This window comes from Ornithinibacillus caprae (assembly GCF_009728145.1).
In the GTDB taxonomy this organism is placed as follows: Bacteria; Bacillota; Bacilli; order Bacillales; family Amphibacillaceae; genus Ornithinibacillus; species Ornithinibacillus caprae.
In genome coordinates this window covers 26,109-50,713 of the sequence record NZ_WOCA01000017.1, presented here as the reverse complement: position 1 = coordinate 50,713, position 24,605 = coordinate 26,109, and the positions used below count along the sequence as shown (strand labels likewise).

Sequence of the window (24,605 nt, the reverse complement as noted above, 5' to 3'; positions counted from 1 at the left end):
TATTATTTTTCTAACTTACACTATCCTTTTACTTTTTCTACACTTGTTCCACTTTATCCTTAAGCTGTCTTCGTAATATTTTTCCTGTAGTATTTTTAGGTAGTTCATCTAAAAATTCAATTTTAGTAGGTAGTTTATATTTTGCTAAATGGCCTTTACAGAAATCTATTAATTCATCTGCTGTTATTGTAGGATCTTTTAATACAACAAAGCTTACCACTGCTTCACCAGTATTAGGATCAGGCTTCCCAACAACTGCGACCTCCGCTACATCAGGATGACTATAAAGTACTTCTTCTACTTCTCTAGGATACACATTATAGCCGCCAACTAATATCATATCTTTTTTACGATCTACAATATAAAAATATCCTTCGTCATCCATTCGTGCCATATCTCCTGTATATAACCAACCATCTTTTAATGCAACAGCTGTTTCCTCTGGCATTTTATAATACCCTTTCATGACATTCGGACCACGGACAACTAACTCTCCTACTTCACCAACTGGTAATTCTTCTCCGAATTCATCAACAACTTTATTTTCTACATTAATAATACTTGTACCAATGGAGCCTGGTTTACGTGGGCGATCTAGTGGGTTAAAGCAAGTTACAGGAGAAGCCTCTGATAAACCATATCCTTCCGAAACCTTAACTTCAAATGTTTTCTCAAATTGCTTCAATAACGCAACAGGCATTGCAGCTCCGCCTGAAATACATAAGCGTATACCAGAAAAATCCTCTTGATTTCCTTCTGCAGTCTGCAACAAGTAATTGTACATCGTTGGAACACCTGCAAACACGGTCGCTTCATGTTCCTTAGCAGTACGGAATACCTCTTGCGGGGAAAATTTAGGTACAATTAAAATCGTACCACCATTCATTAATGGAGCATTTAAAGATACCGTTAAACAAAATACATGAAACATTGGTAATGCAGCAATTACACGATCTTCTCCACTGATCGTCAAATAATCTGCAACATCCTTCGCATTGGAAAAGAGGTTTTTGTGTGATAGCATCGCACCTTTTGGCTTTCCTGTAGTACCAGATGTATATAAAATGATTGCCGTATCCTCTTCCTCAAGTGTTGGCTCATTCTCAAAAACAGAGCTGCCTGTTTTAACTAAATGAGTGAATGATAGTAGTTTAGAAGATAGTGGATGCGTTTTCAAATCAATTCCTGCTCCACTCTCACAGGATATGTAATGCTGGACATTCGGTAGTTGATCCGAAATAGACGCAAATTTTCCCAACAGTACATCCATCGTTATTATTCCTTTTACATCCCCATTTTGTAAAATATACGTCATTTCATTGGGCGTATACAGTGGATTAATTGGAATAACCACCACTCCAGCTCGGATTGCCCCATATAATCCAATAATAAAATAAGGGCTATTTCCTACAACTAATGCAATATGGTCTCCTTTTTGATAGCCTAGGCTTTCTAGTTGTGTTGCAAATTGTTGGACCGAGGCTTCAAGTTCATAATAGCTTGTCTCCTTGTCTTGAAAGACGTAAGCAGTTTTCATCGGGTGGTTTCTTGCTGTAGTAGACAATTGTTCACTTAAATTCATTATAACAACCCCCTCGCAAAGTAATGAATGAATAGTCATTCATTTTTGGATAAGAAAAATAGCTTTTAAACAAAAGCCCTTCATTTTTTCTTATTATTAAAATACCTGAAAATATTAACACTATTCCAAGTATAAAAGACAGATTGTCATTTTTCAAGTGGAAGCGTTCACAAAAGAATAAAAACGAAAAATAGCTCAACGATGTGAGCTACTTTTGATTAATAAATTAAGTTGATTAAGTCTTCCTTGGTAATTCTACCTAAATAATGAGAAACATCTACATCTGCAAGTGCTTCTTCAATTGCGTTCTTCTCATGGCGAACACCGATAATTTTATTCTCAAGCTCTTTCACTTCTCCTAATCCAAAGAAATCTCCAAAGATTTTACAGTTTTCAATAACTCCTTTTTTCACGTCTAGACGAACATCTAAAAGACCTGCTGGGAATTTATGAGAAACCTGAAAATTGAATGCTGGTGATTTACCATAATTCCATTCCCATTTTTGGTAGCGTTCTTCAGAAATCTTATGAATGTTTTTCCAATCCTCTTCTGTTAACTCATAGCGTGGAACATCCTTAACGTCCTCTACATCAAAGATATGCTTTAAAATAAGCTCTTTAAAATCTTCCATTGAGATTTTCTCATCCAAGAATTCAGAAATGTTTGCTACACGGCTACGAATAGATTTAATTCCTTTAGATTCGATTTTCTCTTTTTTCACTTTTAATGCTTTAACGACATTTTCGATTTCAGAATCTAACATTAATGTTCCATGACTAAACATACGCCCTTTAGTAGAGAACATCGCATTACCAGAAATTTTACGTCCACCAGCTACCAAATCATTTCTCCCACTTAATTCTGCTGGCACCCCTAATTTTTGTAATGCTTCAACAACAGGCTTCGTAAATTTTTCGAAGTTATGGAAACTCTCGCCATCATCTTTGGTAATAAAGCTAAAGTTTAAGTTTTGCTCATCATGATAAACAGCTCCACCACCTGACAAACGACGAACTACTTTAATCCCATTTTCTTCAACATAATCTGTATTTATTTCCTCTATGGTATTTTGGTTTCTACCAATGATGATAGAAGGTTTGTTAATATAAAATAATAGATATGTATCCTTCTCACCAAAGTTTTGTAGAATATATTCTTCTATTGCAAGGTTAATGGTTGGATCTGTAATCCCTTGATTATCAATAAATTTCATGACTTGTCCCTCCTAGAACTTGACTCTATATATTAGTTTAATGGAAAGAATGGGAGTAATCAAAAGAAACCTCTCATTTTTCCCAAGTTAATCCCTCTTCTGCCAAGCGTATCTTACCCGTAAATTGTTCCCCTGCTTCATGAACTAAATCTCGGGTATCCCGATATTGGGGCAGGTGACTTAACACTAATTCATCTACATTAGCTTTAGCAGCAATCATACCCCCCTCTTTACTTGTCATATGTCCTGCATTAGAACCGTCTTGATCGGCATAAAAATTGCAATCTGTAATGAGCAAATCGGCATCTTTACTAAAGGAAACCCATTCTTCTTTATAGCTTGTGTCTGCTGTATATACAATCACACTTTCCCCATCTGTTATTCGCATACCATAACATGGAACTGGATGATTTGTTGGTTGGAATGTAATTGAGAAAGGACCTATTTTTAATGTCTCGGATGGATCATAAGCAACACCTTCCGTGCATTCATGTGTTAATGTTTCAAATTTGGCCATATCTTCTGTATGACCATATATCGGTAAAATTTCTTTGGTTTCTCTTAAATAAGATTGAACAAGCCAAGCATATTGTAAAACTCCAATATCTGCTACATGGTCATGATGATAATGCGATAGAATAACTGCATCAATATCCATCACATGTTTTTTAGTTTGTAGCTTTGACAATGAGCCACTTCCTGCATCAATAAGTAAACTAAAATCATCTTTTTCCAATAAGTACGAGGATGTAGCTCCGTTTGGTGCAGGGTATCCACCCCAAAACCCAATTACAGTTAGCTTCATACATTCACCTCATTTTTTATTTTTGTTGTAACACACAATTGACACCAATCATACTGTTATAATACAATAGGTTTAACTACACAAAGGGGGAGCCAAATGATAAACGTCATTGAATTTTTCAGGAATCTACCTAAGAAAAAATGCCATCAATGCGGTCAGGAGATGGATGAAAAAGCTGACTGCTATGGCAATGTTTGTGACGAATGTGATCATCCGGCTAGATAATTCAATTGTAGTATAACCAAAATAATAGTTTAACAATCTGTTTTAACTGTATTATAACACTATACTTCCTTTCTATGAGCAGCTATTAGATTAATAGCTGTATTTTTTTCGGAAAAATACTGAAAAGTCATATCATTCTAGTTAAATTTATATTATAATATTTAGAGTACCGAAACACTTTTTTTATTTAGGAAGGGGATTTGACAATGACAACTACTAAAGCGACCCGTTTACAACGCTCTGAAGTACCTGAGAGCCAAACGTGGGATTTAACAGATTTATTTCCGTCAGATGAAGCTTGGGAAAAAGAATTGAAAGCTGTACAAGCTGATGTAACCGAAGTAACACAATATAAAGGGAAATTAGTGAATGATTCTACTACTCTATTAAACGGTCTTACAGCATTAGAAAACTATCGCAAGCGTATTATTCGCGTAGCTACATATGCTAGTTTACGTTCTAATGCAGATGGTAGTGATCCAAATAACCAACGTGATTCAGCTAAAGTATCTTCTGCGATGGCAAGTATAGGAGCGAAGTTATCTTTTGTTCAATCTGAATTATTAACTCTTTCTGAGGAACAAGTGGAAAGCTTTTTACAGGAAGAAGAAGGACTTGTAACTTACAAAAAAATGCTTGCTGATACATTAGAAGAGAAGCCATACACATTATCTCCTGAAATTGAAGAAACATTAGCTGCGCTTAGTGAAGTTCATGGTGCGCCATATATGATATATGGTCGTAGCAAGTCAGCTGATATGATTTTCGATTCTATTAAAGATGATGATGGTAATGAGTTACCAATGTCAGCTGCATTATACGAAGATCGTTATGAATTAGAAACAAACACACGAATTCGTCGTGATGCTTATAAATCTTTCACAAAAACATTAAATCAATATAAAAATACATTTGCCGCAACATATGCAACAGAAGTTACCAAGCAAGTTACCATGTCACGTCTTCGTAACTATGATTCTGTTACAGATATGTTGTTAGCATCTCAACAAGTTACAAAAGAAATGTATCATAACCAACTTGATGTGATCCAAGAAGAATTAGCACCACATATGCGTCGTTATGCAAAATTGAAGAAAGAAAAGCTAGGATTAGATGCGTTACATTATGAAGACTTAAAGGCACCACTAGATCCTGAATTTAATCCAAAAACTACGTATGAAGAAGCTAAGTCAGTGATCCTTGAAGCATTAGAAGTAATGGGACCTGAATATAGTGAAATCATGCAAAAGGGCCTAAACGACCGTTGGGTTGATTTAGCTGACAACGTTGGAAAACAAACTGGAGCATTCTGTTCTAGTCCTTATGGAGTTCATCCATATATCTTAATTACATGGACAGATACAATGAGGGGTGCTTTTGTATTAGCACATGAACTCGGACACGCTGGTCATTTCTATCTAGCCGGAAAATATCAATCTCTAGTAAATACTCGTCCATCTACTTATTTTGTAGAAGCACCTTCTACCATCAATGAGTTGCTATTAGCAAATCACTTATTAAGTAAAACGGAAGATAAGCGTATGAAACGTTGGGTAATCACTCAATTACTTGGAACGTATTATCATAACTTTGTTACTCACCTGTTAGAGGGTGAATACCAACGACGTGTTTACGATTTAGCTGAAGGTGGCACACCACTAACTGCAAGTGTATTAACTCAACAAAAACAAGAAGCACTTGAAAACTTCTGGGGTGACGCAGTTAAGTTTGATGAAGATGCAGGCCTAACCTGGATGCGCCAACCACATTATTACATGGGTCTATATCCATACACATATTCTGCGGGGTTAACCGTTTCTACAGCTGTTGCACAAAAAATTCAATCAGAAGGAAAATCTGCTGCTGATAACTGGTTAGAAGTTCTAAAAGCTGGTGGCACATTAAAACCACTTGATCTAATCAAAAAAGCTGGTGTCGACATGTCCAAACCAGACGCTATTAAAGAAGCAGTTGCCTTCGTTGGCTCATTAGTTGATGAATTAGAAAAGAGTTACGAATAAATAGATAAGACAGGATCCTAGTTTGGCTTGGGATCCTGTTTTTATTGATTAATGAGGATCTGGAGTAGTCCGATGTTCTCGCTCTCGTGTCCGATGTTCCCGCTCCCGTGTCCGATGTTCCCGCTCCCGTGTCCGATGTTCCCGCTCCCGTGTCCGATGTTCCTGCTCTCGTGTCCGATGTTTCCGCTCTTGTGTCCGATGATCCCACTCTCGTGTCCGATGTTTCCGCTCTTGTGTCCGATGTTCTCGCTCCCGTGTCCGATGTTCCCACTCTCGTGTCCGATGTTTCCGTTCTTCTGTCCGATGTTCTCGCTCCCGTGTCCGATGTTCTCGCTCTCGTGTCCGATGTTTCCGCCTGCTCATACATCGACTTTTATAGTAAAAGCCTTCGTTTCAATCATCCAGATAATAAGCCTTACATTGTCTGATCTACCAAAAAAAAGACCAGTCTCAGCACTCATACTGAAACTAGTCTTATCAACTAGTCTTGCAAAAATTCTAATACATCACTTACCGCTTTTTCACCTTGTTCGATACAGTCTGGAACTCCAATGCCTTCAAATGAACTACCAGTTAAAAACAATCCTGGCAATTGTTCGCGAGCTTCCTTACGAATATTGGCGATTCGCTCTTGATGACCGACTGTATACTGTGGCATGGCATTTTTCCAGCGAGTTACTACACTGAATTCTGGCTCTGCTGTAATGTCCATCGTTTTATTTAAATCTTTTAAAACAATATCTATAATTTCATCGTCTGATAAATCTACAACTGATTGGTCACTTGGTCTACCTACGTAGCAACGAACTAACGCTTTTCCTTTTGGTGTTGTCGACGGCCATTTTTTGTGGGTCCACGTACAAGCAGTTATACGATAGTCACTATTTCGTGATACAACGAAACCTGTACCATCAATATCTTTCTTAATAGCTGATTCATCAAATGCCAAGGCAACATTTGCAACAGATGTCGCTGGCATATCATTAAATGATCTAAAGAAATCATACTGACTAAATATCTTTGGAAGCGTATAATGTGGTGCTGCCATAATAACTGCGTCTGCTTTATACACTTCGCCATTACTCAGTAATAAATGGTAGCCATTTTCTTTTTTCTCGACATGGTCAACTGTAGTACCTAATGTCACTGTTCCTTCATCAAGTTTCTCAGTAACCTTCGTAACTAATGATTCTAATCCATCTGGAAGCGAGTAAAACATTCCTGGCTTCTTACCAGTTGATTTTTGCGGTTTCGGCATCGATTTTTGTAGTCCTTTTACTAGACTTCGATGCTCTTGCTCTAATTTATAAAAGTTCGGGAATGTTGACATAAGACTCATGTCATCAATATCACCAGCATAGATACCAGATAACAGTGGTTCAATAAGGTTTTCAACTAACTCATCCCCAAAGCGACGGCGGAAAAATGCACCTAGTGATTGATCACTAATAGGCTCTCCTTTTGGTAGGATAAAATCAAATCCAGCCCTAAGTTTCCCTTTCATCGAAAAAATACCGGAAAATAAGAACGGACGAACTTGTGTCGGAATACCCATAAACGCTCCACTTGGCATCTTATGCAATTGGTTATTAACCAAAATATACGATTGCCCAGTACCATTGCGAATTAATTGTTCTCCAAGACCAACTTCTTCGGCAAGTTTTACAGCAGGTTTTTTTCTTGCAAGAAATGAATCTGGACCTCGTTCAATGGTAAATCCATCTTTTTGGTAGGTTTGTATTTTACCACCAAGGCGTTCACTAGCTTCAACAAGCTTTACTTCATACGGTAAGCTATTCGCTTTGATTTCTTTTTGTAAATAGTAAGCAGCGGATAACCCGGTTATTCCGCCACCTACTATTACAATGGTTTTATGTGCAGCCATTACGCATCACGCTTTACTTTATTTAGTACCACACCTGCTAATGTTTCAATAAATTGCGGATGAACATTTGGCATTTCTGGACGGTAGTAGCTTACACCAAGCTCATCACAAACTACTTTACATTCGTAATCATTATCATAAAGAACCTCTAGGTGGTCTGCAATAAATCCAACTGGAGCATATACAAACGCACGGTAGCCTTTTTCCTCATATAACTCACGTGTTAAGTCTTGCACATCTGGTCCTAGCCATGGATCAGGAGTGTTTCCTTCACTTTGCCATCCAAGTGCATATTCTGTGATACCAGTTTCTTCAGAAATAAGCTTTGCAGTCTCTTTTAATTGATCCGCATATGGATCTCCGTATTGTAAGATTTTTTCCGGTAAACTGTGTGCAGATACGACAAGAACTGCATTGTCACGTTCTTCATCTGACATTTTTGCATATTCTGCTTTAATCTGATCCGCCCAGTATTTAATAAATCCAGGCTCGTCATACCAACTCTCAACCGAAGAAATGGAAATACCAAATTTATCTGCTTCTTCCTGTGCACGACCATTATAGGATTTTACACTAAATGTTGAATAATGTGGTGCTAAAACAATAGATACTGCTTCTTCAATACCATCCTTAGCCATTTGTTCAACTGCATCCTCAATAAATGGTGCGATATGTTTTAGACCAATATACACGTTAAATTCATATTCTTCTTGTGATTCATTCAGCTTTTTTTCAATAGCTTTTGCTTGTTGTTCTGTAATTTTTGCTAATGGAGAAATTCCTCCGATTGCTTTATAACGATCTTTTAAATCCTGTAAAGCTTCTGGTGAAGGTTTTCTTCCGTGTCGAATGTGTGTGTAATACGGTTCAATGTCCTCTTCTTTGTAAGGCGTACCATATGCCATGACTAATAGTCCTATTTTTTTTCTTTCCACTTTAAACACCTCTTCAATAGTATGCTATTTCCAACGAACTACCGTTTGGAATATGAATGAATTAAATTTGTCAGTTTCTTTAATATTTCTGGGTTAATATCTGGTGTAACACCATGTCCTAAATTGAATACATGTCTACCATCAGCAATGGATTGATCAAGAATTTCTTTCGTACGTGTTTCAATGGTATCCCAGTCAGAAAGTAAAATAGCTGGATCTAAATTTCCTTGTAGTACTTTCGTTACACCTAATTCACGTGCTTCTGCAATAGATGTACGCCAATCTAATCCAATTACATCTAGAGGAAGATCATTCCACTCTAAAAGTAAATGACTAGCACCAACACCAAACATGACTAATGGAACATTCTCCTTTTGTAATTCAGCAAATATTCGTGTCATAATTGGTTTAATGTAAACACGGTAATCACTTGCATTTAATGCTCCAACCCACGAGTCAAAAATTTGAATTGCTTTTGCTCCGGCATCAATTTGTGCTTTCACATATGTAATCGTCATATCAGCTAGTTTATCCATTAATGCAAACCATGCATCTGTATCACGATACATAAATGCTTTTACTTTACTGTAGTTTTTAGATGGGCCGCCTTCAATCATGTAACTCGCTAATGTGAATGGTGCACCACTGAATCCTATTAGCGGAACGGAAAGTTGCTTCTCCGTAAGAATGCGAATAGTCTCTAAAACGTATGGTACATCCTCACTTGGATTAATCGTTCCTAGATTCTCAACATCTTGAATGTTTTTTATTGGATTGCTAATTACTGGTCCAATGCCTGCTTTAATATCTACATCAACACCAATAGCAGGTAGTGGCGACATGATATCTTTGTACAAGATTGCTGCATCTACGTCATATTGTTCAACAGGCAATCGTGTTACATATGCACAAAGTTCAGGCTGATGTGTTATTTCAAATAACGAGTATTTCTCTTTTAATTTTCGGTACTCCTCTTGCGATCTGCCAGCTTGGCGCATAAACCAAGCAGGTGTGTAGTCCACAGATTCACCTTTGTAGGCTCTAATAATAGTATCATTAATCTTTCTAGTCATCATTTCACCCTTTTCCATAGCTGTCCATTACGGTTCTATATCAATTTTATCCTCTTCTACTATATCTTTTTACACCGTCAGTGTATAGTAAACTCGCCCTATTGTCATGAATTTGACGAATTTTGAATAGCTTGTAAAGCACATCAGTTATGTTCTATTTTAGACATAACTGATGTTAATATTACCTTTAAAGTCCACCAATACGTTGTTGCCATTTAAAAGCTAATTCTACTTTGTCAGAACGCTCCCCTTCCATCTTGGTTAATGGATCATAAGGAACAACATAAAAATGACTAGATTGAAATAGATTTAGTTTATCTATCACATATTCAGATTCCCCTGTCACTTCACCAACCCGTTCATCTATACCTGGCTTTTCCTGATAGATTCGATAGATCACACGATCATCATCAGAACCATTCCAGGTCAACTTTCCTTTCACAAGGGAAATACCTCCAAAAGTATATTCTGCATTTAAATCAGCTATTTGTGGTAAAATGATTGGTTTTGGTAATTCTTTCACATGATCAGGTTTGTCAAACTCTCCAGACAATGTATTTCTTTTATCCATTTCGGATAAAATTTTCTTTGTTAATTCTGTTGGATAGCTACTACCACCTGTCAGATAATGATTTTCATCTGAACGATCATACCCCATCCAAGTTGCGCTAACATATTCTGGTGTATAGCCTACAAACCAAACATCTTTATTCCCATTTGCATGAGGATGCTCAGTGGTTCCGGTTTTACCAGCTAATGCTTTGTTAAAATTACCAGCCTTTGCGGTTCCATCTTGAACAGTAGTTGATAATATTTCTGTTATATCCCATGCAACTTGTGGAGAAAAGACTTCCGTTTCCTGCTTCTTCATTTGATAAAGCAGCTCGTCTTCTCGATCATAAATTCGATTAATTGTAGAAGAGCCAACAACTTTTCCATCATTAATAAAGGTACTATAAGCTTCCATCATTTGAAGTGGTGAAATCCCTTCCGTTAGACCACCGAGAGCCAGGGCTAAACCATCATCTGGTATCGAAATATCCATTTTATCAAGATAATTTTTCGCATAGGAAATCCCAATTTGATCTAGGAGCCACACAGCTGATGCATTCTTTGAATGTAAAATGGCCTGATAAATAGAGACAATCCCCTCATATTTCCCATCAATATTTGTTGCAGTATAACCATCGTAATCATTTAGTTCATCAGGAATAAGTGTATAAGGTTGATACGCTTCTTGCATCAAAGCTGGTCCATATACAGCTATGGGTTTGATTGTAGAACCAGGCTGCCTATTGACTGTAACCCGATTTAAATCGCCTAGTGTATACTTCCTTCCACCAACAGCAGCCACAATTTCACCAGTACTATGTTTCATCATGACAAAAGCACCTTCGACATCCTTCGTATTTCCTGGGAAATATTGTTCATTTTGAAATTGTTCATAAGCCAATTGCTGCGTTGATTCGTCAATATTTACAACAATTCGATATCCTCCGCGTTTTAATTCTTCGATAGACAATTGATGGGTTTCAACAGCTTCCTTCAGTACTAAGTCAATATAACTATCTAACCAAGGTCTTGCTTTCTTTTCCTGGATATTTAATCCTAATGTTTTCCCCTGCTCGGTAAGTCGTTCTTCAGTAGATAGCATATTGGCATTTTCCATTGCTTTTAATACAACGTTTCTACGCTCAAGAGCCTTGTCTGGATGATCAATCGGGGAATAACCATTTGGTGCTTTAACCATCCCAGCTAATAACGCACCTTCCGATACCGTTAAATCACTAGCAGGTTTGGAGAAATAATGTTGTGAAGCAGCTTCAATACCATACATACCATGACCAAAGTAAATACTATTAACATATAATTCTAGTATTCTACTCTTAGAAAAATTGCGTTCTAAATAGATCGATGCCATAACTTCCTTCGTTTTTCGCATCCATGTTTTATCATTATATAGAAATAAGTTCTTTGCTACTTGTTGTGTTACGGTACTGGCACCTTCCACTTTATTCATCGCTACGATATCACGATAAACTGCACGGACTACGGAGCGAAAATCCACACCACCGTGTTGATAAAATCGTTTATCTTCAATTGCAATGAAAGCTTCTAGCACATGATCCGGGATATCTTCAATTTCTATTGGATCACGATGCTCATCATACAGTGTACCTATAATTTCTCCATCTTTTGTTTCAATTGTTGTTGAAGCATCAAGAATAAGATTTTCTTCATTTACTACTAACTTACCTCCGTATAAAATAAATGCATAGCCGATCAAACTAAGTAGTAAAATAATCATAAAAACAGACAGTGGTATTTTTACGATTGGTGGTATCATTCCAAACTTATTCTTAAAAAATTTGTTCATCAATTCACCTCTATATGATTAATTAAGGTTACTAGTCTATTATACGACATTTTTAGACAATCATAAAGTAATAAATAATTTTTAGCATTTAATAATTATTATAATTTGTGATATGTTGGATTTTTTCTTGACTAGTTAACCCAAAAATGGGGTACGATGAAACTAGAGAAGGAGTTGTTTTCATGAAAGCATATATGACGAATGGGACAGGTGATTTTTTAACTAAGCTAGCCGAAAAACATCCACAAATCGATATCCACATTATGTCTAGTGGTGCTGGAAGCTTGGCATATTATGAAGGAGTGGAAAAAAAGCTATTTGTTGCTGGTAGAACCTATGAAGTTATCGTTCAAAAAGGCGATATAAAAGAGGAAGGCTTTGTAGCAATGAATAATATCCCTGTTACTGAAGAAGGAAGACCAGTTTTTGAAGATCGGTTTAAAAATAGAAAACATGAAGTAGATCAATTCTCCGGTTTTCAAGCTTTTCGTTTACTTAGGCCTCTAACAGGCAACACATATGTTGTTTTCACACAATGGGAATCGGAAGTTGATTATGATAACTGGGTAAACTCGGACACCTTTAAACAATCTCATGCAGAATCACCAACCAAACCATCTGCATATTTTGCAGACAATCCATTTTTAACTACCTATTACATGAAAAAAGATGATGAATAATCAATTATATGATCGATAAAAAGAAGCTAACTAGCACTACTTACACTAGTTAGCTTCTTTTACGTTGTTAGTTAGTCTAATACATATTCATTGAAAAATGCTGTAAATTCTTCTTCTGTACGTTGTCCAATAATACTAGCAACAATTTCCCCTTCTTCAAAATGAACAAGCGTTGGAGTAGATTCAATTCCATATTTATTACCTTCACTCGGGAATTCTAATAAATTCAATTTCTTCATATCAATACCTAAATCCTCTGTTAAAGGAACTAGATATGGAGTTGTATTTTGGCAATATACGCATGTTGGACTATAGAAATATACAGTTACTGCTTCCCCACTATCAATTTTATCTTCCAATTCATCAGGAAGAATTTGATTGCCATAATCCGGATTATCTAATTGATCGATCGTTGCTTGATTTAAGTCTTTTGTTCCATATGGATTATCGCTATTACTAATTGCTTGATCATTTTTATAGTTAATTACAAATAATAGTGCTGCAAATAATACAACAATGGTTCCAATGATTGCTAACATTTTCTTTTGCATATTACTTCCTCCTATTCTGTTTAAACAATACTAGATGTAATACAAAAATAATGATAAAGGCTGTTCCAGCTAAAAATGGGATCGTAATAAACCCAAAGTAGTTCACATATTGAAAGTTACATGGTACTAATCCACATGCCCCGCCTGCTTCTTGTAATGCGGGTAACTTTTGTACAAAGTAATGATATGTAGAAACGAACATACCAATTCCACTTAATATTAGCCCTGGTAATGCTAGGTTTATATCTTTCTTCCAAGCTGCTACCCCATAAATAACGATTAATGGATACATCAAAATTCGTTGATACCAGCATAACTCACAGGGAATATACCCCATTACTTCTGAATAAAATAAACTTCCTGCTGTTGCTAGAAATGAAACAGCCCATATAGCTAATAGAATATTTTCATTTATTTTGCTCATATAGGGTTCTCCTCTTCACTATTTACAGTATGATTATACAGGGCGATAGCCAAAAAGACAAAAAATGAGGTCTAGGGCTATCCTAGTCCTCATCATTTTTAAGAAGTTGATTTCGATGAACATATACTGCAGCTTGAGTACGGTCATGGACATCTAGTTTTGCTAAAATATTACTCACATGTGTCTTTACTGTTTTAATTCCAATATAAAGTTTGTCACTAATCTCTTGATTTGTCATACCATTTCCAATACATAAAAGGACCTCTAACTCTCGTTCCGTTAATTCTTGATGTGGTTTTCTTTGCTCCGTTCGAAAGCTAGACATCATTTTTGTTGCCACTTTCGGTTCAATAACATTTTCTCCTTTAGCTGCTTTCTTAATTGCCGCTACAATTTCTGTTGCGGATGAGGTTTTTAAAATATAACTAAATGCACCTGCCTCAATTGCTGGGAAAACTTGTTCATCATCGTAATAGCTAGTTAGAATTATAATTTTACAAGACGGATATTCTTTCATTACTTGTTTGGTTGCATCAATCCCTGTTCCATTTTCCATCATTAAATCCATTAACACAACATCTGGTTTTTCTTTAAGGATTAATTCAGCTCCTTCATTGCCACTGGAAGCTTGCCCGATTACATCTATGTTATCATCTGTTTGTAAATAAGCTATAATCCCCTTGCGAACAATATCATGATCATCCACTACAATAACTCGTATCACTCTCATCTCTCCTATCAGCACGGTATTCGTATATCAATATACGTTCCCTCGTTTACATTTGAACGGATGGTAAAAGTACCACCTAACTCTTCACTTCGTTCTCGCATTGTTTTTAATCCATAAGATGTTTTACGTTCATTATCATTTGAAACATCAAATCCTTTACCATTATCACGAATATGGATAAATAGCTCATTAGATCTTTTTGTAACATTTAATGTAACTTCTGTAGCACTGGCATGGCGTAATATATTGGAAAGTGATTCTTGGATAATCCGGAATATATGCTCTTCCTTCGTTTCTGATAGAACTAAATCCTCATCAATCCTTACTTCAAAATCAATCTGGCTTTTCTGTTTTAACTCATTTATTAATTTGGTAATTCCTTTTGGCAATGGGTCACCAGATAAATGCACTGGTCGTAAATGTAACAGAAGTGCTCTCATTTCAGTTTGAGCTTGAAGGGAAGCAGCTGCAACATCCTTCATTTGTTCTTTCGCAAGATTCGGATTACTTTCTAACTGCTTCACTGCCGCCTCCGACATCATTGTTAATGCAAAAAGTTGTTGACTAACTGCATCATGTAGGTCTCGCGCCAATCGCTGTCTTTCTTCGATAACTGCGGACTTATGAGCAGTTTTAGCTAACTCCGCTTTTTCATCTGCCATACGTTGTAAGGATTTAACCTGGTTTTGTAACTTTTCACCTAATTCATTAAGTTCATTTCCTATTCTAGCTAATTCATCTGCCTCTTTAGAATATACGCGTGAACTATAATTACCATTTGCAAATTGTGTAATTAGAACGGAGAGATAATCCAACCGCTCCTTTAAGTCTCCACTCGATTTAAACCCAACATAAAATGAAAAAATAAAAGCTAATGATATATATAATGCTATAAATAAAAATATGCTTTCCGAAGTTAACCAATTTGGACTGAATAATACATAGATCGTTAACAATATAGATAGTATTGTGACTGTCGTTAAAAACAACGCATTTAGATGGGAAATTATATACCGATATCGAATACTGGCAAATCGTTGTTTCATGTAGGCTTCCCCCCTATACATAATCAACGCGAATTGACCCCGCTTTTAATTTTAAGTTTAAATCTAATTTACGTGTTGCAGACCAATAGTTCTCTGTTTCAAATTGAAGGCTTCGATTAATCCCATCCACTGTCTGACCAACAACATCAATTTCACCCGCTTTAACAGATGCACTAATTCGAAAATCGATATTTTCTGGTATTAAAAGATGAACATCTCCAGCAAGCGCGCTTATAGTAATTGGAATTTCACTTTCAGGAATATAGGCTTTAGAAAAATCTAAATAGAAATCTCCAGCTAGATTGCTTAGGTTCATCGGCTCTACTTTCCAGTTAGGCTGGTTATACTCATGATTCCCTACTGAAAAAAAGGAGCTGTTATGGGTGCTTTTTTGAGTTGTCTTCCATCCATCATCTGTACTAATGATAACTTTCGGTCTCCAGGATTTTCCGATAAACATAAACCCAAAGTAAACAATTAATAACGGCCATAATTTAACTACATCTTTAAAGACGAAGGTAATAACCTCGAAGCGATCAAGTAATAATAATGATCCAAAGATCAAGAAAAAGGAACCAAAAATCCAACTTCCGCCTTTATGTCTAAATCGGTCAATCATCCACTTTATTCCTAATACGACAAGGATGGTTGGATAAATATAAAACCACGCATTTCCCATATTTAACGATGCAACACCAATATTCTCTAATACAAGTATTCCACCTAAGACAATTAAGACTGTTGCAATTATATAACGCATGTTTTTACCCCCTATTCGAATTTAAATCCTAGTATTTTTTTGTTTCGCATGTTGTAGATTGCAATAAGGGTTATAATTATTCCACTAACAATAATAATAGTTTGTATACTTATCCCAATTGCGATAAGAACAGATGTGACAACAAATGATACTGGTACAAAACCTGTTGAAACAGTCATTAGAAAACTCATCATACGACCTAGCATGTGCTTATCCGTCGTTTGCTGTAGCATCGTGATTAATGGAATATTTACAAATTGTGTTGTAAATGTCATTAATGCAACTAAAACGGCTGTCAAATAGATATGAATCGAAAAACCTGTGATTGTATAAATCACACCTAATGCGATTAGTCCACCTATCATTATAAATCCTGGTTTTTTGAGTTTGATTGTTGCTAAAACAATAGCTCCAATCAAAGCCCCAATTCCTAGAGATGTTTGAACAGTAGCTAAGTTTACTGCATCTCCATGAAACACATCCTTCACCATAATTGGGATTCCAATGGTTAATGGCCCAGAGAAGAAGAAGTTTAAAAAGAAGGCCATAACAACAATAGATACTACTAATTCATTTTTTCTTGCGTAATTCCATCCTTCTTTAAAATCTTCCCATGGTGAAGGTCGCTCCGCATCTTTCTTATCTTCCTTCAGGCGGATAAATAATACTGCCACAGAAGCCAATAATAACATTACAAGTGCCACTGTAAATACACCTTTAAACCCTAATAATGCAATTAATGTCCCACCTAGTGCTGGACCAAGAATTGGACTAATTTGTGTAGTCATCTGCATGAAGGAATTTCCACGTTGTAATTGCTCATCTTCTAGCAGCACTGGGGTTAAAGAATTCATTGCAGGATAACTAAACGCATCTGATATTCCAAAGCACGCAGCTAGTATAATTAGATGAACAGCTGTAATAGAATCCATCCATATAAAGCTTAATAAAATTGCAATTAATATCGCACGAGAAAAATCTGAACAAAATAAAATGGTCCGTTTATTAAAGCGATCAGCTATAAGCCCTCCAGTTGTTAGTAATAATAATCTTGGTACCGAAGCCGCAAAAAATAGCATTCCAAAATAAAAACGATTATCATTTATTGATAACATCAACCACTCCGCTCCGATTAAATACACATAATAACCAGGCGAAGAGAATAACGCACTAACTAGTAACAATATGAAATTGCGATTTTTAAATACAGGAACCTTTAATTGGTCTTGCTTTACCACTGCATCCATCTATGATTAACTCCCCTCCGTTCGATCTTACACTTATCATAATTAAAATCTCACGAAGAGGTAACCAACCCTAGAATGCTTTTATCTCAGCCTCGAGACTGATCTTTCCGTTTTTGTATGGTTTCATATAGAAAAATAAATCCAATTAAACAAAAGAATCCCATGAAAAAACCAGCCATAATATCCGTTAAATAATGTACATTGATAAAATACCTACTAATTCCTATTAAAAAAATCAATACTGCAAAAGCAGCTTGCACAATAATTATTGACTTTTTGTTTTTCATCCTTGTCGTAATAAAATAAGCTAATAATCCGTAACATACTAACGTGATCATTGCATGACCAGACGGAAAACTATACCCCTCTGCATTAGCCTCTACTAAAATACTTGGTCTATCTCTATTAACCAGTGTTTTTACTAGTTTATTTAAGAGATGACTTACTAGCGTTCCACCTGCAAAAATTAACGCTGGTAGCCAATGTTTGAATAATATCCATAAACCTATTCCAACGATAATCGTAAATGGATACATAAACGACTCTGAACCTAAGTTAGTAACCGCTCGAAAAAACGTGTAAATAAACGTGTCTGGAAAGGCTTCCACCGGTCCTCTTGTCCATTGATCTACATAAGGTAATTCCCCTCTAGTTATTTTTAAAATCCAAGCCCCTATTGTTGTTGCTACCATTATAAATAAAAATAATAGGATATAATGCCTTTTCTTCATAGAGTGCCTCCTATGTAAAATCATGAAATTTTTGAAAATATTTTAATACTATAATACCTTAAATACTTCATTTAACAAACCATTTTAATAAATAATGCGCTACATTCTAAAGAAGAGTGATTCAGGATCAGGAAGTTTAGGATATTATTTTGAGGCTATTATTTAATTCGTAATTTGGTTCCTTGGAATCGAGCTGCGTATTCTAGTAATCCTTCAAAGAAGGCTTCCTAGCGCAAGGGAGCAAGGAAGTTAACCTCCTTCATGGACGATTTGTTCTCGCTTCGTATTGGTTTTGTCAGTGATAGCTTCTATCACGGACTTTTTGCTCTCAAGTTAGCACCTTCACTTTGGGGCTTCGGACACGTGCTGTTCCCGTAGGACAAAGGTTTTAGGTAGGCAGAGTATCGCAGGTCCAATAAAGGCATAGGTGAGATCCCGCAGTGCGAAGATAACGAAACTATCCCAAAAAGAAAATCCGAATTAATTCGGATTTTCCATTGATTAATACAATTTTATCTTAGATTCTTCCTGTTTAGGGCTATTCAAATAGTCGAAGATCAACTGCCTCAGTCATTTTTTTATATCCTGCATCATTAGGATGCAGATGATCACCCGAGTCATACCTAGGGAGGAAACGTTTAGGAGAATCCGGATTTCTTACTGCTTCATCAAAATCTATCACACCGTCAAACTCATCACTTGTTCTGATCCATTTGTTTACTTCCTGACGTATTTCTTCCTTTTCTTCTGTGTACATTCCCGAACCTTTAAACGGTGTTAATGTGCCAACATAGATTTTTAACCCTTGATTATGAGTTTCCTTAATAATATCCCTAATTCTCTCAATTATTTTATCAGCACCATATTCCGGATGATGACGAATATCATTTAACCCTTGATGAAGAATCACTCCTTTGACTCCCGAGCGACTATACACATCTCGTTCCAATCTATCTAAAGCATTTTCACCTTTTTCAGGGTCACTTTTAATCAGTTGATTAGCAGATATTCCTGCATTTAATACAGACATTTTCACTCCTAAATCTTCTTGTAGCCGTTTTGCCAAATAGTCGGTCCATCGATTATTGGCATTAAGCTTGGAATAATTTCCGTTCGTAATCGAACTGCCAACAACAGCAATAGCACCTTTATAGGAAGGATTGGGAATTACATCTAATCCATCTACCCAAAACCATGCCTCCTCCTTTGTCTGAAAATCAGAAGCACTAGAATCAGAAGCGTGATTTCCAGTTGCAATATACGTTGTTTGCAACGAACGAGGATGCCAGGTGGCTGGACCAGAAGCATTTTGAACAAAGAAACTTATTGCTATATTTTTCCTACGTTTAACTTCAAAATCAATTGGGTCACTGTATATGATTTCTCCCGGTGGAATTGTCACACTTTTATTTCTGCTAAACGTAATTTGTTGTTCCGTACCAGGTACATTCTCAGCACCCTTTTCAGCAACTGCAACATACACCTCATTAATGGTTAGCGATTCAGAACCAAACACATTGGATAATCGAATACGGATCTTTTGTCCATCTGCATGAGGATACATTATTTGCCTTACCGTCTGATTTTCAAATCCTTCATCAGAAACACCTTCATTAAATGGGGCTTGCATACTTGTTGACCAAGCACCAACCCAATTTCCGTTTGTTTCTAAGTCTTCATTAGCAGTTTCTTCACTTCCAGTCACTTTTACAAAGATAAAAAAGACTAGGACAATACTAGATACTATATAAAGTAATAATCTCATTAACCTTAGCTCCTTCATATTCGTTTCAGGTTTATATAAGAAGATATTCGAAATGTCCATTTATAAAGTGTCGCTCGAAGATGAAAAATATTCGAATTGTAATGAGGCTTTCTACGAATAAATTTAACCTATTTTGAAGTATCACGAATAAAAAAAGCCATTCTCCATTTGCCTTTTATACTTTAAACTTTAACCCACTCAAAATAATTACATTCATCTTAACATACAATTATTTGAATATACGAAATCAAATGAAAAAGCAGCATTGTAGGCCCGACTAACATTTTGAAATGATTATTATTCCACAATTGAATAAAATTTAATGTTATACTAGTTAGAAAATAACAAAAAGGGGGACGCTATGTTGTTAGAACATATTCATCAATCCATTGATGAGCATTATCCAGAAATGGTTGATATTCGTCGTTATTTACATCAACATCCGGAACTTAGCTTTAAAGAATATAAAACTGCAAAGTACATAGCAGATTTCTATGAAAAATTAGGTATCCCATATCGCAAGAACGTTGGTGGTAATGGGATTGTTGCTACATTAAAAGGCGGAAAGCCAGGTAAAACTATTGCGTTCCGTGCAGACTTTGATGGCCTGCCAATCCAAGATGAAAAAGATGTACCATATAAATCAAAAATCGATGGAGTTATGCATGCTTGTGGCCATGATGGCCATACCTCGACCCTACTTACTCTTGCTAAAGTGATGAAAGCCTATCAAGACGAGCTTTCGGGAACGATTGTATTTTTACATCAACATGCAGAGGAATATGCTCCAGGTGGGGCAAAACCAATGATTGAAGATGGTGCATTAGAGGGGATAGATGCCGTATTTGGTACTCATTTATGGGCTACAACTCCACTTGGTGTCCTACAGACCTCTAAAGATGTTTTCATGGCTGGTACAGACCGTTTCACCATTACCATTCAAGGACAAGGTGGACACGGTGCCTATCCTCATGAAACAAAGGACTCTATTGTCATTGGTTCACAGCTTGTATCTCAACTACAGCAAATCGTAAGTAGACGTATTGATCCGTTAGAAACGGCTGTCGTTACAATTGGGGAGTTTAAGGCAGGAAATGCATTTAATATTATTGCAGACACAGCTACGTTAAGTGGTACTGTACGTTTTTTAAATACAGAAATCCAAGAGCTAGTGATTTCCGAAATGGAAAAAATCATCGAGGGAACCTGTATTGCTAATGGTGTCAAATACACCTTTAACTATGAAAAAGGTTACCCCCCACTTAAAAATCATGCCGATGAAGCAGAACTTGTACTAAAGGCAAGTGAAAATATAATAGAAATCCATACTCGTGAAGAGGTAATCCCAGTTATGGGCGGGGAAGATTTTGCCTATTACACAATGGAAAGACCGGGTGCTTACTTTTTCACTGGTGCAAATAAAGAAGGAAATCCATACCCTCATCATCATCCAAAATTTGATATTGATGAACGTGCATTGCCAATAGCTGCAAAAACATTAATTAATGCATATTTTGCATATCAAGAAAAATAATAAAATGTCTAGTCATTCATCATTAAGAACTTGGCTTTTACCGAGCCTCTATAGCAAAAGTCAAGTTGCACTTTTGCTGTATTAAGAAAGCTTTCTTATACTGCTAAAAAAGGCATTCATAAGTCCAGCCTTATGAATGCCTTTTTTCATGCAATTTTCTGTTTTACATATCCATTTATAAATAAATAACTAAATAACACGCCACCTATTAGCGCTAGCACAAAACCAATATACAATTGGGCTACCAAGAAAATGCAAGCAAAAATTACAGCTTGAATAATTGTTAATTGTAATAACCATGTGGTCAATGCTTTCTTTCTTACTTTCGTTTCAACCGGATAAATATCTAGCCACATTATTGTTCGATGGTGCTGATATAATGTCATCATTTGAAAGCTGCTCATGTATAAGAACAATATAGCAAAAAGTAGCTTCATCCATATGTTAGGAACAAAGAAAATAAATAAACCACCAATGATAATTAAACGAACATACATCCCAACATAATCACCACCACGAATAAATGTAATTCGATATAAGTAATCATACGTATGTTTTTTGGCGAATGGAATCCTTTTACTAATAAAGGAAACAAGCCAGTGACGGTTTTTAATTCGATTTTTCAAATGCGGGACATCGGTAAACATATTGGCAATTCGATAAAACGTCTGCATTCTATTTTGATCTTTTTCCACTAATAATTCCCAAGCTAAGCCTGCCTGTTTTCTTGAAAGATTTAAATCATACAAAAATACGGCAACAAACAAGATCGTGGTTATTCCAGCTAATAATATTTCTCCACTGATTAGGAAGTAAAAAACCGCAATATTTAATAACAAGCGTGCAATCTGATCCACGTAGCGAATGCTTGCATCTCGTACTTTTAGCATCCACCAGTTTGCAAATAAATTCCACAGTTTAAAAATTAATACCACAACAAGTGTTAGTAAATATGTACTCCCTTCTCGATCGGAGTATGTTTCAAAATATAATGGGCCAAGAGCAGCTACTATTAATAAGATTAAATATAATTGAATGACGAAGCTATACATCAAAGCATTACGAAAATAATCACCCATCCGATGTTCTGCGGTAATCAAGAACACTAAATCAGGTTCTTTAAGTAATGTTCGAACTGGACTATAGCTTACGATCAAACCAAATGCAATACCAATTACCCAAGCAGTAGGAAAGTCAGCTGGTAACTGTGCGAGCCACTGTTGGTAGTAATAAGCTAGCGCAGAAATAAGAAACAACATCGCTACCGCTAAATGTCCATTGAATATATAACGGAGATACCTGCTCATTTCCTTCATGTGAGCTGAAAATCTTTTTTTGAAAAAACCATGAGAATCAAACATGATTATCTTCCTTTGTTAATTGCACATAGAGATCATCTAATGTAGCATTTGGCATGTTAAATTGTTCCCGTAAGTCTTTTAATGTACCTAATGCTCTAATTTCTCCTTCGTGCAAAATGACAAAACGATCACAATAGCGTTCTGCAGTTGCTAAAATGTGTGTAGACATCAAAATGCCAGATCCATTATTTTTCATATCTTCCATCAACTGAAGATACGATTGAATCCCTAATGGATCTAATCCAACAAAAGGCTCGTCCACAATATAAAGTGATGGCTCAATTAAAAATGCACACATGATCATAACCTTTTGTCGCATCCCTTTAGAAAAATGAACAGGGAACCATTTTAATTTCTTTTCCATACGGAATTCTTTTAGTAAGATATCCAGGCGCTTTTCAAAAACGTCTTTCGGGATATCATAGGCCATGGCTGTTAACTGTAGATGCTCATATAATGTTAACTCATCATATAAGATTGGCATCTCTGGTATATAAGCTAATCGATTTCGGTAGTCACTTGGATTTTCTTGAAATGTTTTACCATTAATGGATACGGATCCTTTTTTGGCTTGCATTAATCCAATAATATGCTTGATGGTTGTACTTTTTCCGGCACCGTTTAAGCCAATCAACCCAACAATTTCTTTTGGGTTGACATCAAATGAAATGCCATGTAATACATTTTTATGGGTATAGCCCCCAACTAAATTCTCTATACGTAACAAAGGCTCCACGAGTTCTCCTCCTAGATTGTTCACTTGTTTTAAATTTTATCACTTTTATGATATAAAGCCAAAAAAAACTGTCATACGAATCTCGACATTTTTTTAAAAATGATGTGTATATAAAATGGTTTTCCGTTCACAATAACTAGTGAAGATCGAGGATGTTTCACGGCAATACAATTTGTTGAACACAAATGAGGTGTTAGTGTTGGCGTATAAAAAGGCTTCACTACAATTAAAATGTGTTAAAAACAAATGAGGTGTTTGTGAACGATAATCTAATGAAATAGAACCCTTTTGTTAGAAGAGATCTCAACGCCATGAGATGCTGACAAAAAGGTTTTTTGTAAAAGAAAGTTATGAAGCTCTGCGATTAACTAACTTACAAAGTCCCCACATTAGTTTTATTGACATCCTCGTTCTTCTTAAAGCAGGCCCGTCCCTCCCCAGGGGCGGGACCTGTTTATTTTTTTGAAATAGCTGTTTTTACGCAAAGAGTCTTAATGAGTAATTGATGTAAATTGCGCATTAACTTTATCGTGGGTTTGCTCTTATACACTTGTTTTATTCAGTGCTATAATACCGCTCCAGTAGAATACTTCGCTTTCACCCAGTACAAGGGCGACACTCAGCTTCCTCGCGGATAAAAAAACTGCACCTGCGTATTCTATGCTTCGCAGGAGGCTTTCTAACGAATGGGGCAAGGAAGTTAATCTCCATCATGGACGATTTGTAGTCGCTTCGTATCGGTTTTTGTCCATGACAGCTTTTTTTCATGGACTTTATGCTCTCGCACTGGATTCAAATTGTCCGTGATAGTCTTTCCCACGGACGCTTTACTCTTTTACAAAAGAGCCTTCAGAAATAAAATGGATAGATATATTCTAATGTCAAAGACTTTACATTACACTGCTAAAGTATATAAAATGGAG

22 protein-coding genes are annotated in these 24,605 nt (G+C 36.2%); 5 read left to right on the top strand and 17 right to left on the bottom strand.

Translation table 11 applies throughout. The features are described 5' to 3' along the window. Positions 1-37: 37 nt before the first annotated feature. The 3 genes from GMD78_RS17280 to GMD78_RS17270 form a co-directional block, all read right to left on the bottom strand. Positions 38-1,582, bottom strand: a complete 1,545-nt coding sequence (locus tag GMD78_RS17280; protein WP_155670588.1) for a fatty acid--CoA ligase family protein — start codon at positions 1,580-1,582, stop codon at positions 38-40. 218 nt (positions 1,583-1,800) lie between these two features. After that, complete coding sequence (gene lplA / locus GMD78_RS17275; protein ID WP_155670586.1) at positions 1,801-2,796, bottom strand: lipoate--protein ligase; 996 nt, start codon at positions 2,794-2,796, stop codon at positions 1,801-1,803. Positions 2,797-2,869: 73 nt separating this feature from the next. Then, on the bottom strand, positions 2,870-3,601 hold the full coding sequence (locus GMD78_RS17270) for an MBL fold metallo-hydrolase (RefSeq protein ID WP_155670584.1): 732 nt from the start codon (positions 3,599-3,601) through the stop codon (positions 2,870-2,872). Between the two features lie 96 nt (positions 3,602-3,697). Between GMD78_RS17270 and yhfH the strand changes: the two genes are divergently transcribed. The 3 genes from yhfH (at position 3,698) to GMD78_RS17255 (ending at position 6,275) form a co-directional block, all read left to right on the top strand. After that, positions 3,698-3,826, top strand: coding sequence for a protein YhfH (gene yhfH / locus GMD78_RS17265; RefSeq protein WP_155670582.1), 129 nt, complete (start codon positions 3,698-3,700; stop codon positions 3,824-3,826). A 206-nt stretch (positions 3,827-4,032) separates the two neighbouring features. Then, the gene (pepF, locus tag GMD78_RS17260; protein ID WP_155670580.1) at positions 4,033-5,847 is read left to right on the top strand and encodes an oligoendopeptidase F; all 1,815 of its coding nucleotides are present in this window, start codon (positions 4,033-4,035) and stop codon (positions 5,845-5,847) included. A gap of 86 nt (positions 5,848-5,933) precedes the next feature. Continuing rightward, positions 5,934-6,275: a hypothetical protein gene (locus GMD78_RS17255; RefSeq protein WP_155670578.1), complete on the top strand. Its 342-nt coding sequence runs from the start codon at positions 5,934-5,936 to the stop codon at positions 6,273-6,275. 53 nt (positions 6,276-6,328) lie between these two features. On the opposite strand, the gene hemY is transcribed toward GMD78_RS17255, so the two are convergent. The 4 genes from hemY to GMD78_RS17235 form a co-directional block, all read right to left on the bottom strand. Next, positions 6,329-7,732 carry a protoporphyrinogen oxidase gene (hemY, locus tag GMD78_RS17250; RefSeq protein WP_155670576.1) on the bottom strand — a complete coding sequence of 468 codons (1,404 nt, stop codon included), beginning with the start codon at positions 7,730-7,732 and terminating at the stop codon, positions 6,329-6,331. Then, on the bottom strand, positions 7,732-8,667 hold the full coding sequence (gene hemH, locus GMD78_RS17245; protein WP_343042420.1) for a ferrochelatase: 936 nt from the start codon (positions 8,665-8,667) through the stop codon (positions 7,732-7,734). Before hemH ends, hemY begins: the two co-directional genes overlap by 1 nt. Positions 8,668-8,705: 38 nt before the next feature. Then, positions 8,706-9,740 (bottom strand): uroporphyrinogen decarboxylase, encoded by a 1,035-nt coding sequence (gene hemE / locus GMD78_RS17240; RefSeq protein WP_155670660.1) that lies wholly within the window; start codon positions 9,738-9,740, stop codon positions 8,706-8,708. Positions 9,741-9,927: 187 nt separating this feature from the next. Next, positions 9,928-12,117, bottom strand: a complete 2,190-nt coding sequence (locus GMD78_RS17235) for a transglycosylase domain-containing protein (protein WP_155670574.1) — start codon at positions 12,115-12,117, stop codon at positions 9,928-9,930. A gap of 182 nt (positions 12,118-12,299) precedes the next feature. On the opposite strand from GMD78_RS17235, the gene GMD78_RS17230 reads away from it, so the two are divergent. Continuing rightward, positions 12,300-12,797: an antibiotic biosynthesis monooxygenase family protein gene (locus GMD78_RS17230; protein ID WP_155670572.1), complete on the top strand. Its 498-nt coding sequence runs from the start codon at positions 12,300-12,302 to the stop codon at positions 12,795-12,797. Between the two features lie 71 nt (positions 12,798-12,868). On the opposite strand, the gene GMD78_RS17225 is transcribed toward GMD78_RS17230, so the two are convergent. The 8 genes from GMD78_RS17225 to GMD78_RS17190 form a co-directional block, all read right to left on the bottom strand. After that, positions 12,869-13,348 carry a thioredoxin family protein gene (locus GMD78_RS17225; protein ID WP_155670571.1) on the bottom strand — a complete coding sequence of 160 codons (480 nt, stop codon included), beginning with the start codon at positions 13,346-13,348 and terminating at the stop codon, positions 12,869-12,871. A gap of 1 nt (position 13,349) precedes the next feature. Beyond that, positions 13,350-13,772 carry a disulfide oxidoreductase gene (locus GMD78_RS17220; protein WP_155670570.1) on the bottom strand — a complete coding sequence of 141 codons (423 nt, stop codon included), beginning with the start codon at positions 13,770-13,772 and terminating at the stop codon, positions 13,350-13,352. 82 nt (positions 13,773-13,854) lie between these two features. Beyond that, positions 13,855-14,496, bottom strand: coding sequence for a response regulator (locus GMD78_RS17215; protein WP_343042419.1), 642 nt, complete (start codon positions 14,494-14,496; stop codon positions 13,855-13,857). A 14-nt stretch (positions 14,497-14,510) separates the two neighbouring features. Beyond that, positions 14,511-15,548, bottom strand: coding sequence for a sensor histidine kinase (locus GMD78_RS17210; protein ID WP_155670567.1), 1,038 nt, complete (start codon positions 15,546-15,548; stop codon positions 14,511-14,513). A 13-nt stretch (positions 15,549-15,561) separates the two neighbouring features. Continuing rightward, on the bottom strand, positions 15,562-16,308 hold the full coding sequence (gene liaF, locus GMD78_RS17205; protein ID WP_155670565.1) for a cell wall-active antibiotics response protein LiaF: 747 nt from the start codon (positions 16,306-16,308) through the stop codon (positions 15,562-15,564). Between the two features lie 11 nt (positions 16,309-16,319). After that, entirely contained in the window at positions 16,320-17,555 is a 1,236-nt protein-coding gene (locus tag GMD78_RS17200; RefSeq protein WP_155670563.1) for an MFS transporter, read from the bottom strand. An 86-nt stretch (positions 17,556-17,641) separates the two neighbouring features. Continuing rightward, positions 17,642-18,286, bottom strand: a complete 645-nt coding sequence (locus GMD78_RS17195) for a phosphatase PAP2 family protein (RefSeq protein WP_155670561.1) — start codon at positions 18,284-18,286, stop codon at positions 17,642-17,644. A 538-nt stretch (positions 18,287-18,824) separates the two neighbouring features. Continuing rightward, positions 18,825-20,051 carry an SGNH/GDSL hydrolase family protein gene (locus GMD78_RS17190; RefSeq protein ID WP_155670559.1) on the bottom strand — a complete coding sequence of 409 codons (1,227 nt, stop codon included), beginning with the start codon at positions 20,049-20,051 and terminating at the stop codon, positions 18,825-18,827. 364 nt (positions 20,052-20,415) lie between these two features. Between GMD78_RS17190 and GMD78_RS17185 the strand changes: the two genes are divergently transcribed. Beyond that, on the top strand, positions 20,416-21,585 hold the full coding sequence (locus GMD78_RS17185; RefSeq protein WP_281349723.1) for a M20 metallopeptidase family protein: 1,170 nt from the start codon (positions 20,416-20,418) through the stop codon (positions 21,583-21,585). Positions 21,586-21,731: 146 nt separating this feature from the next. Here the strand turns inward: GMD78_RS17185 and GMD78_RS17180 are convergent, their stop codons facing one another. Both GMD78_RS17180 and GMD78_RS17175 read right to left on the bottom strand, forming a co-directional pair. Beyond that, positions 21,732-22,946, bottom strand: a complete 1,215-nt coding sequence (locus tag GMD78_RS17180) for an ABC transporter permease (RefSeq protein ID WP_155670554.1) — start codon at positions 22,944-22,946, stop codon at positions 21,732-21,734. Then, entirely contained in the window at positions 22,939-23,682 is a 744-nt protein-coding gene (locus GMD78_RS17175) for an ABC transporter ATP-binding protein (RefSeq protein ID WP_343042418.1), read from the bottom strand. The genes GMD78_RS17180 and GMD78_RS17175 overlap by 8 nt, the downstream gene beginning before the upstream one ends. Positions 23,683-24,605 lie beyond the last annotated feature (923 nt).

What these genes read in the sequence shown, in the direction of transcription:
- GMD78_RS17210 (WP_155670567.1), bottom strand. Translation starts at nt 15,548, where the DNA reads ATGAAACAACGATTTGCCAGTATTCGATATCGGTATATAATTTCCCAT.
- GMD78_RS17280 (WP_155670588.1), bottom strand. Translation starts at nt 1,582, where the DNA reads ATGAATTTAAGTGAACAATTGTCTACTACAGCAAGAAACCACCCGATG.
- hemY (WP_155670576.1), bottom strand. Translation starts at nt 7,732, where the DNA reads ATGGCTGCACATAAAACCATTGTAATAGTAGGTGGCGGAATAACCGGG.
- GMD78_RS17180 (WP_155670554.1), bottom strand. Translation starts at nt 22,946, where the DNA reads ATGTTTGATTCTCATGGTTTTTTCAAAAAAAGATTTTCAGCTCACATG.
- GMD78_RS17220 (WP_155670570.1), bottom strand. Translation starts at nt 13,772, where the DNA reads ATGAGCAAAATAAATGAAAATATTCTATTAGCTATATGGGCTGTTTCA.
- GMD78_RS17195 (WP_155670561.1), bottom strand. Translation starts at nt 18,286, where the DNA reads ATGAAGAAAAGGCATTATATCCTATTATTTTTATTTATAATGGTAGCA.
- hemE (WP_155670660.1), bottom strand. Translation starts at nt 9,740, where the DNA reads ATGACTAGAAAGATTAATGATACTATTATTAGAGCCTACAAAGGTGAA.
- liaF (WP_155670565.1), bottom strand. Translation starts at nt 16,308, where the DNA reads ATGCGTTATATAATTGCAACAGTCTTAATTGTCTTAGGTGGAATACTT.
- pepF (WP_155670580.1), top strand. Translation starts at nt 4,033, where the DNA reads ATGACAACTACTAAAGCGACCCGTTTACAACGCTCTGAAGTACCTGAG.
- lplA (WP_155670586.1), bottom strand. Translation starts at nt 2,796, where the DNA reads ATGAAATTTATTGATAATCAAGGGATTACAGATCCAACCATTAACCTT.
- GMD78_RS17225 (WP_155670571.1), bottom strand. Translation starts at nt 13,348, where the DNA reads ATGCAAAAGAAAATGTTAGCAATCATTGGAACCATTGTTGTATTATTT.
- yhfH (WP_155670582.1), top strand. Translation starts at nt 3,698, where the DNA reads ATGATAAACGTCATTGAATTTTTCAGGAATCTACCTAAGAAAAAATGC.
- GMD78_RS17190 (WP_155670559.1), bottom strand. Translation starts at nt 20,051, where the DNA reads ATGAGATTATTACTTTATATAGTATCTAGTATTGTCCTAGTCTTTTTT.
- GMD78_RS17200 (WP_155670563.1), bottom strand. Translation starts at nt 17,555, where the DNA reads ATGGATGCAGTGGTAAAGCAAGACCAATTAAAGGTTCCTGTATTTAAA.
- GMD78_RS17235 (WP_155670574.1), bottom strand. Translation starts at nt 12,117, where the DNA reads ATGAACAAATTTTTTAAGAATAAGTTTGGAATGATACCACCAATCGTA.
- GMD78_RS17230 (WP_155670572.1), top strand. Translation starts at nt 12,300, where the DNA reads ATGAAAGCATATATGACGAATGGGACAGGTGATTTTTTAACTAAGCTA.
- GMD78_RS17270 (WP_155670584.1), bottom strand. Translation starts at nt 3,601, where the DNA reads ATGAAGCTAACTGTAATTGGGTTTTGGGGTGGATACCCTGCACCAAAC.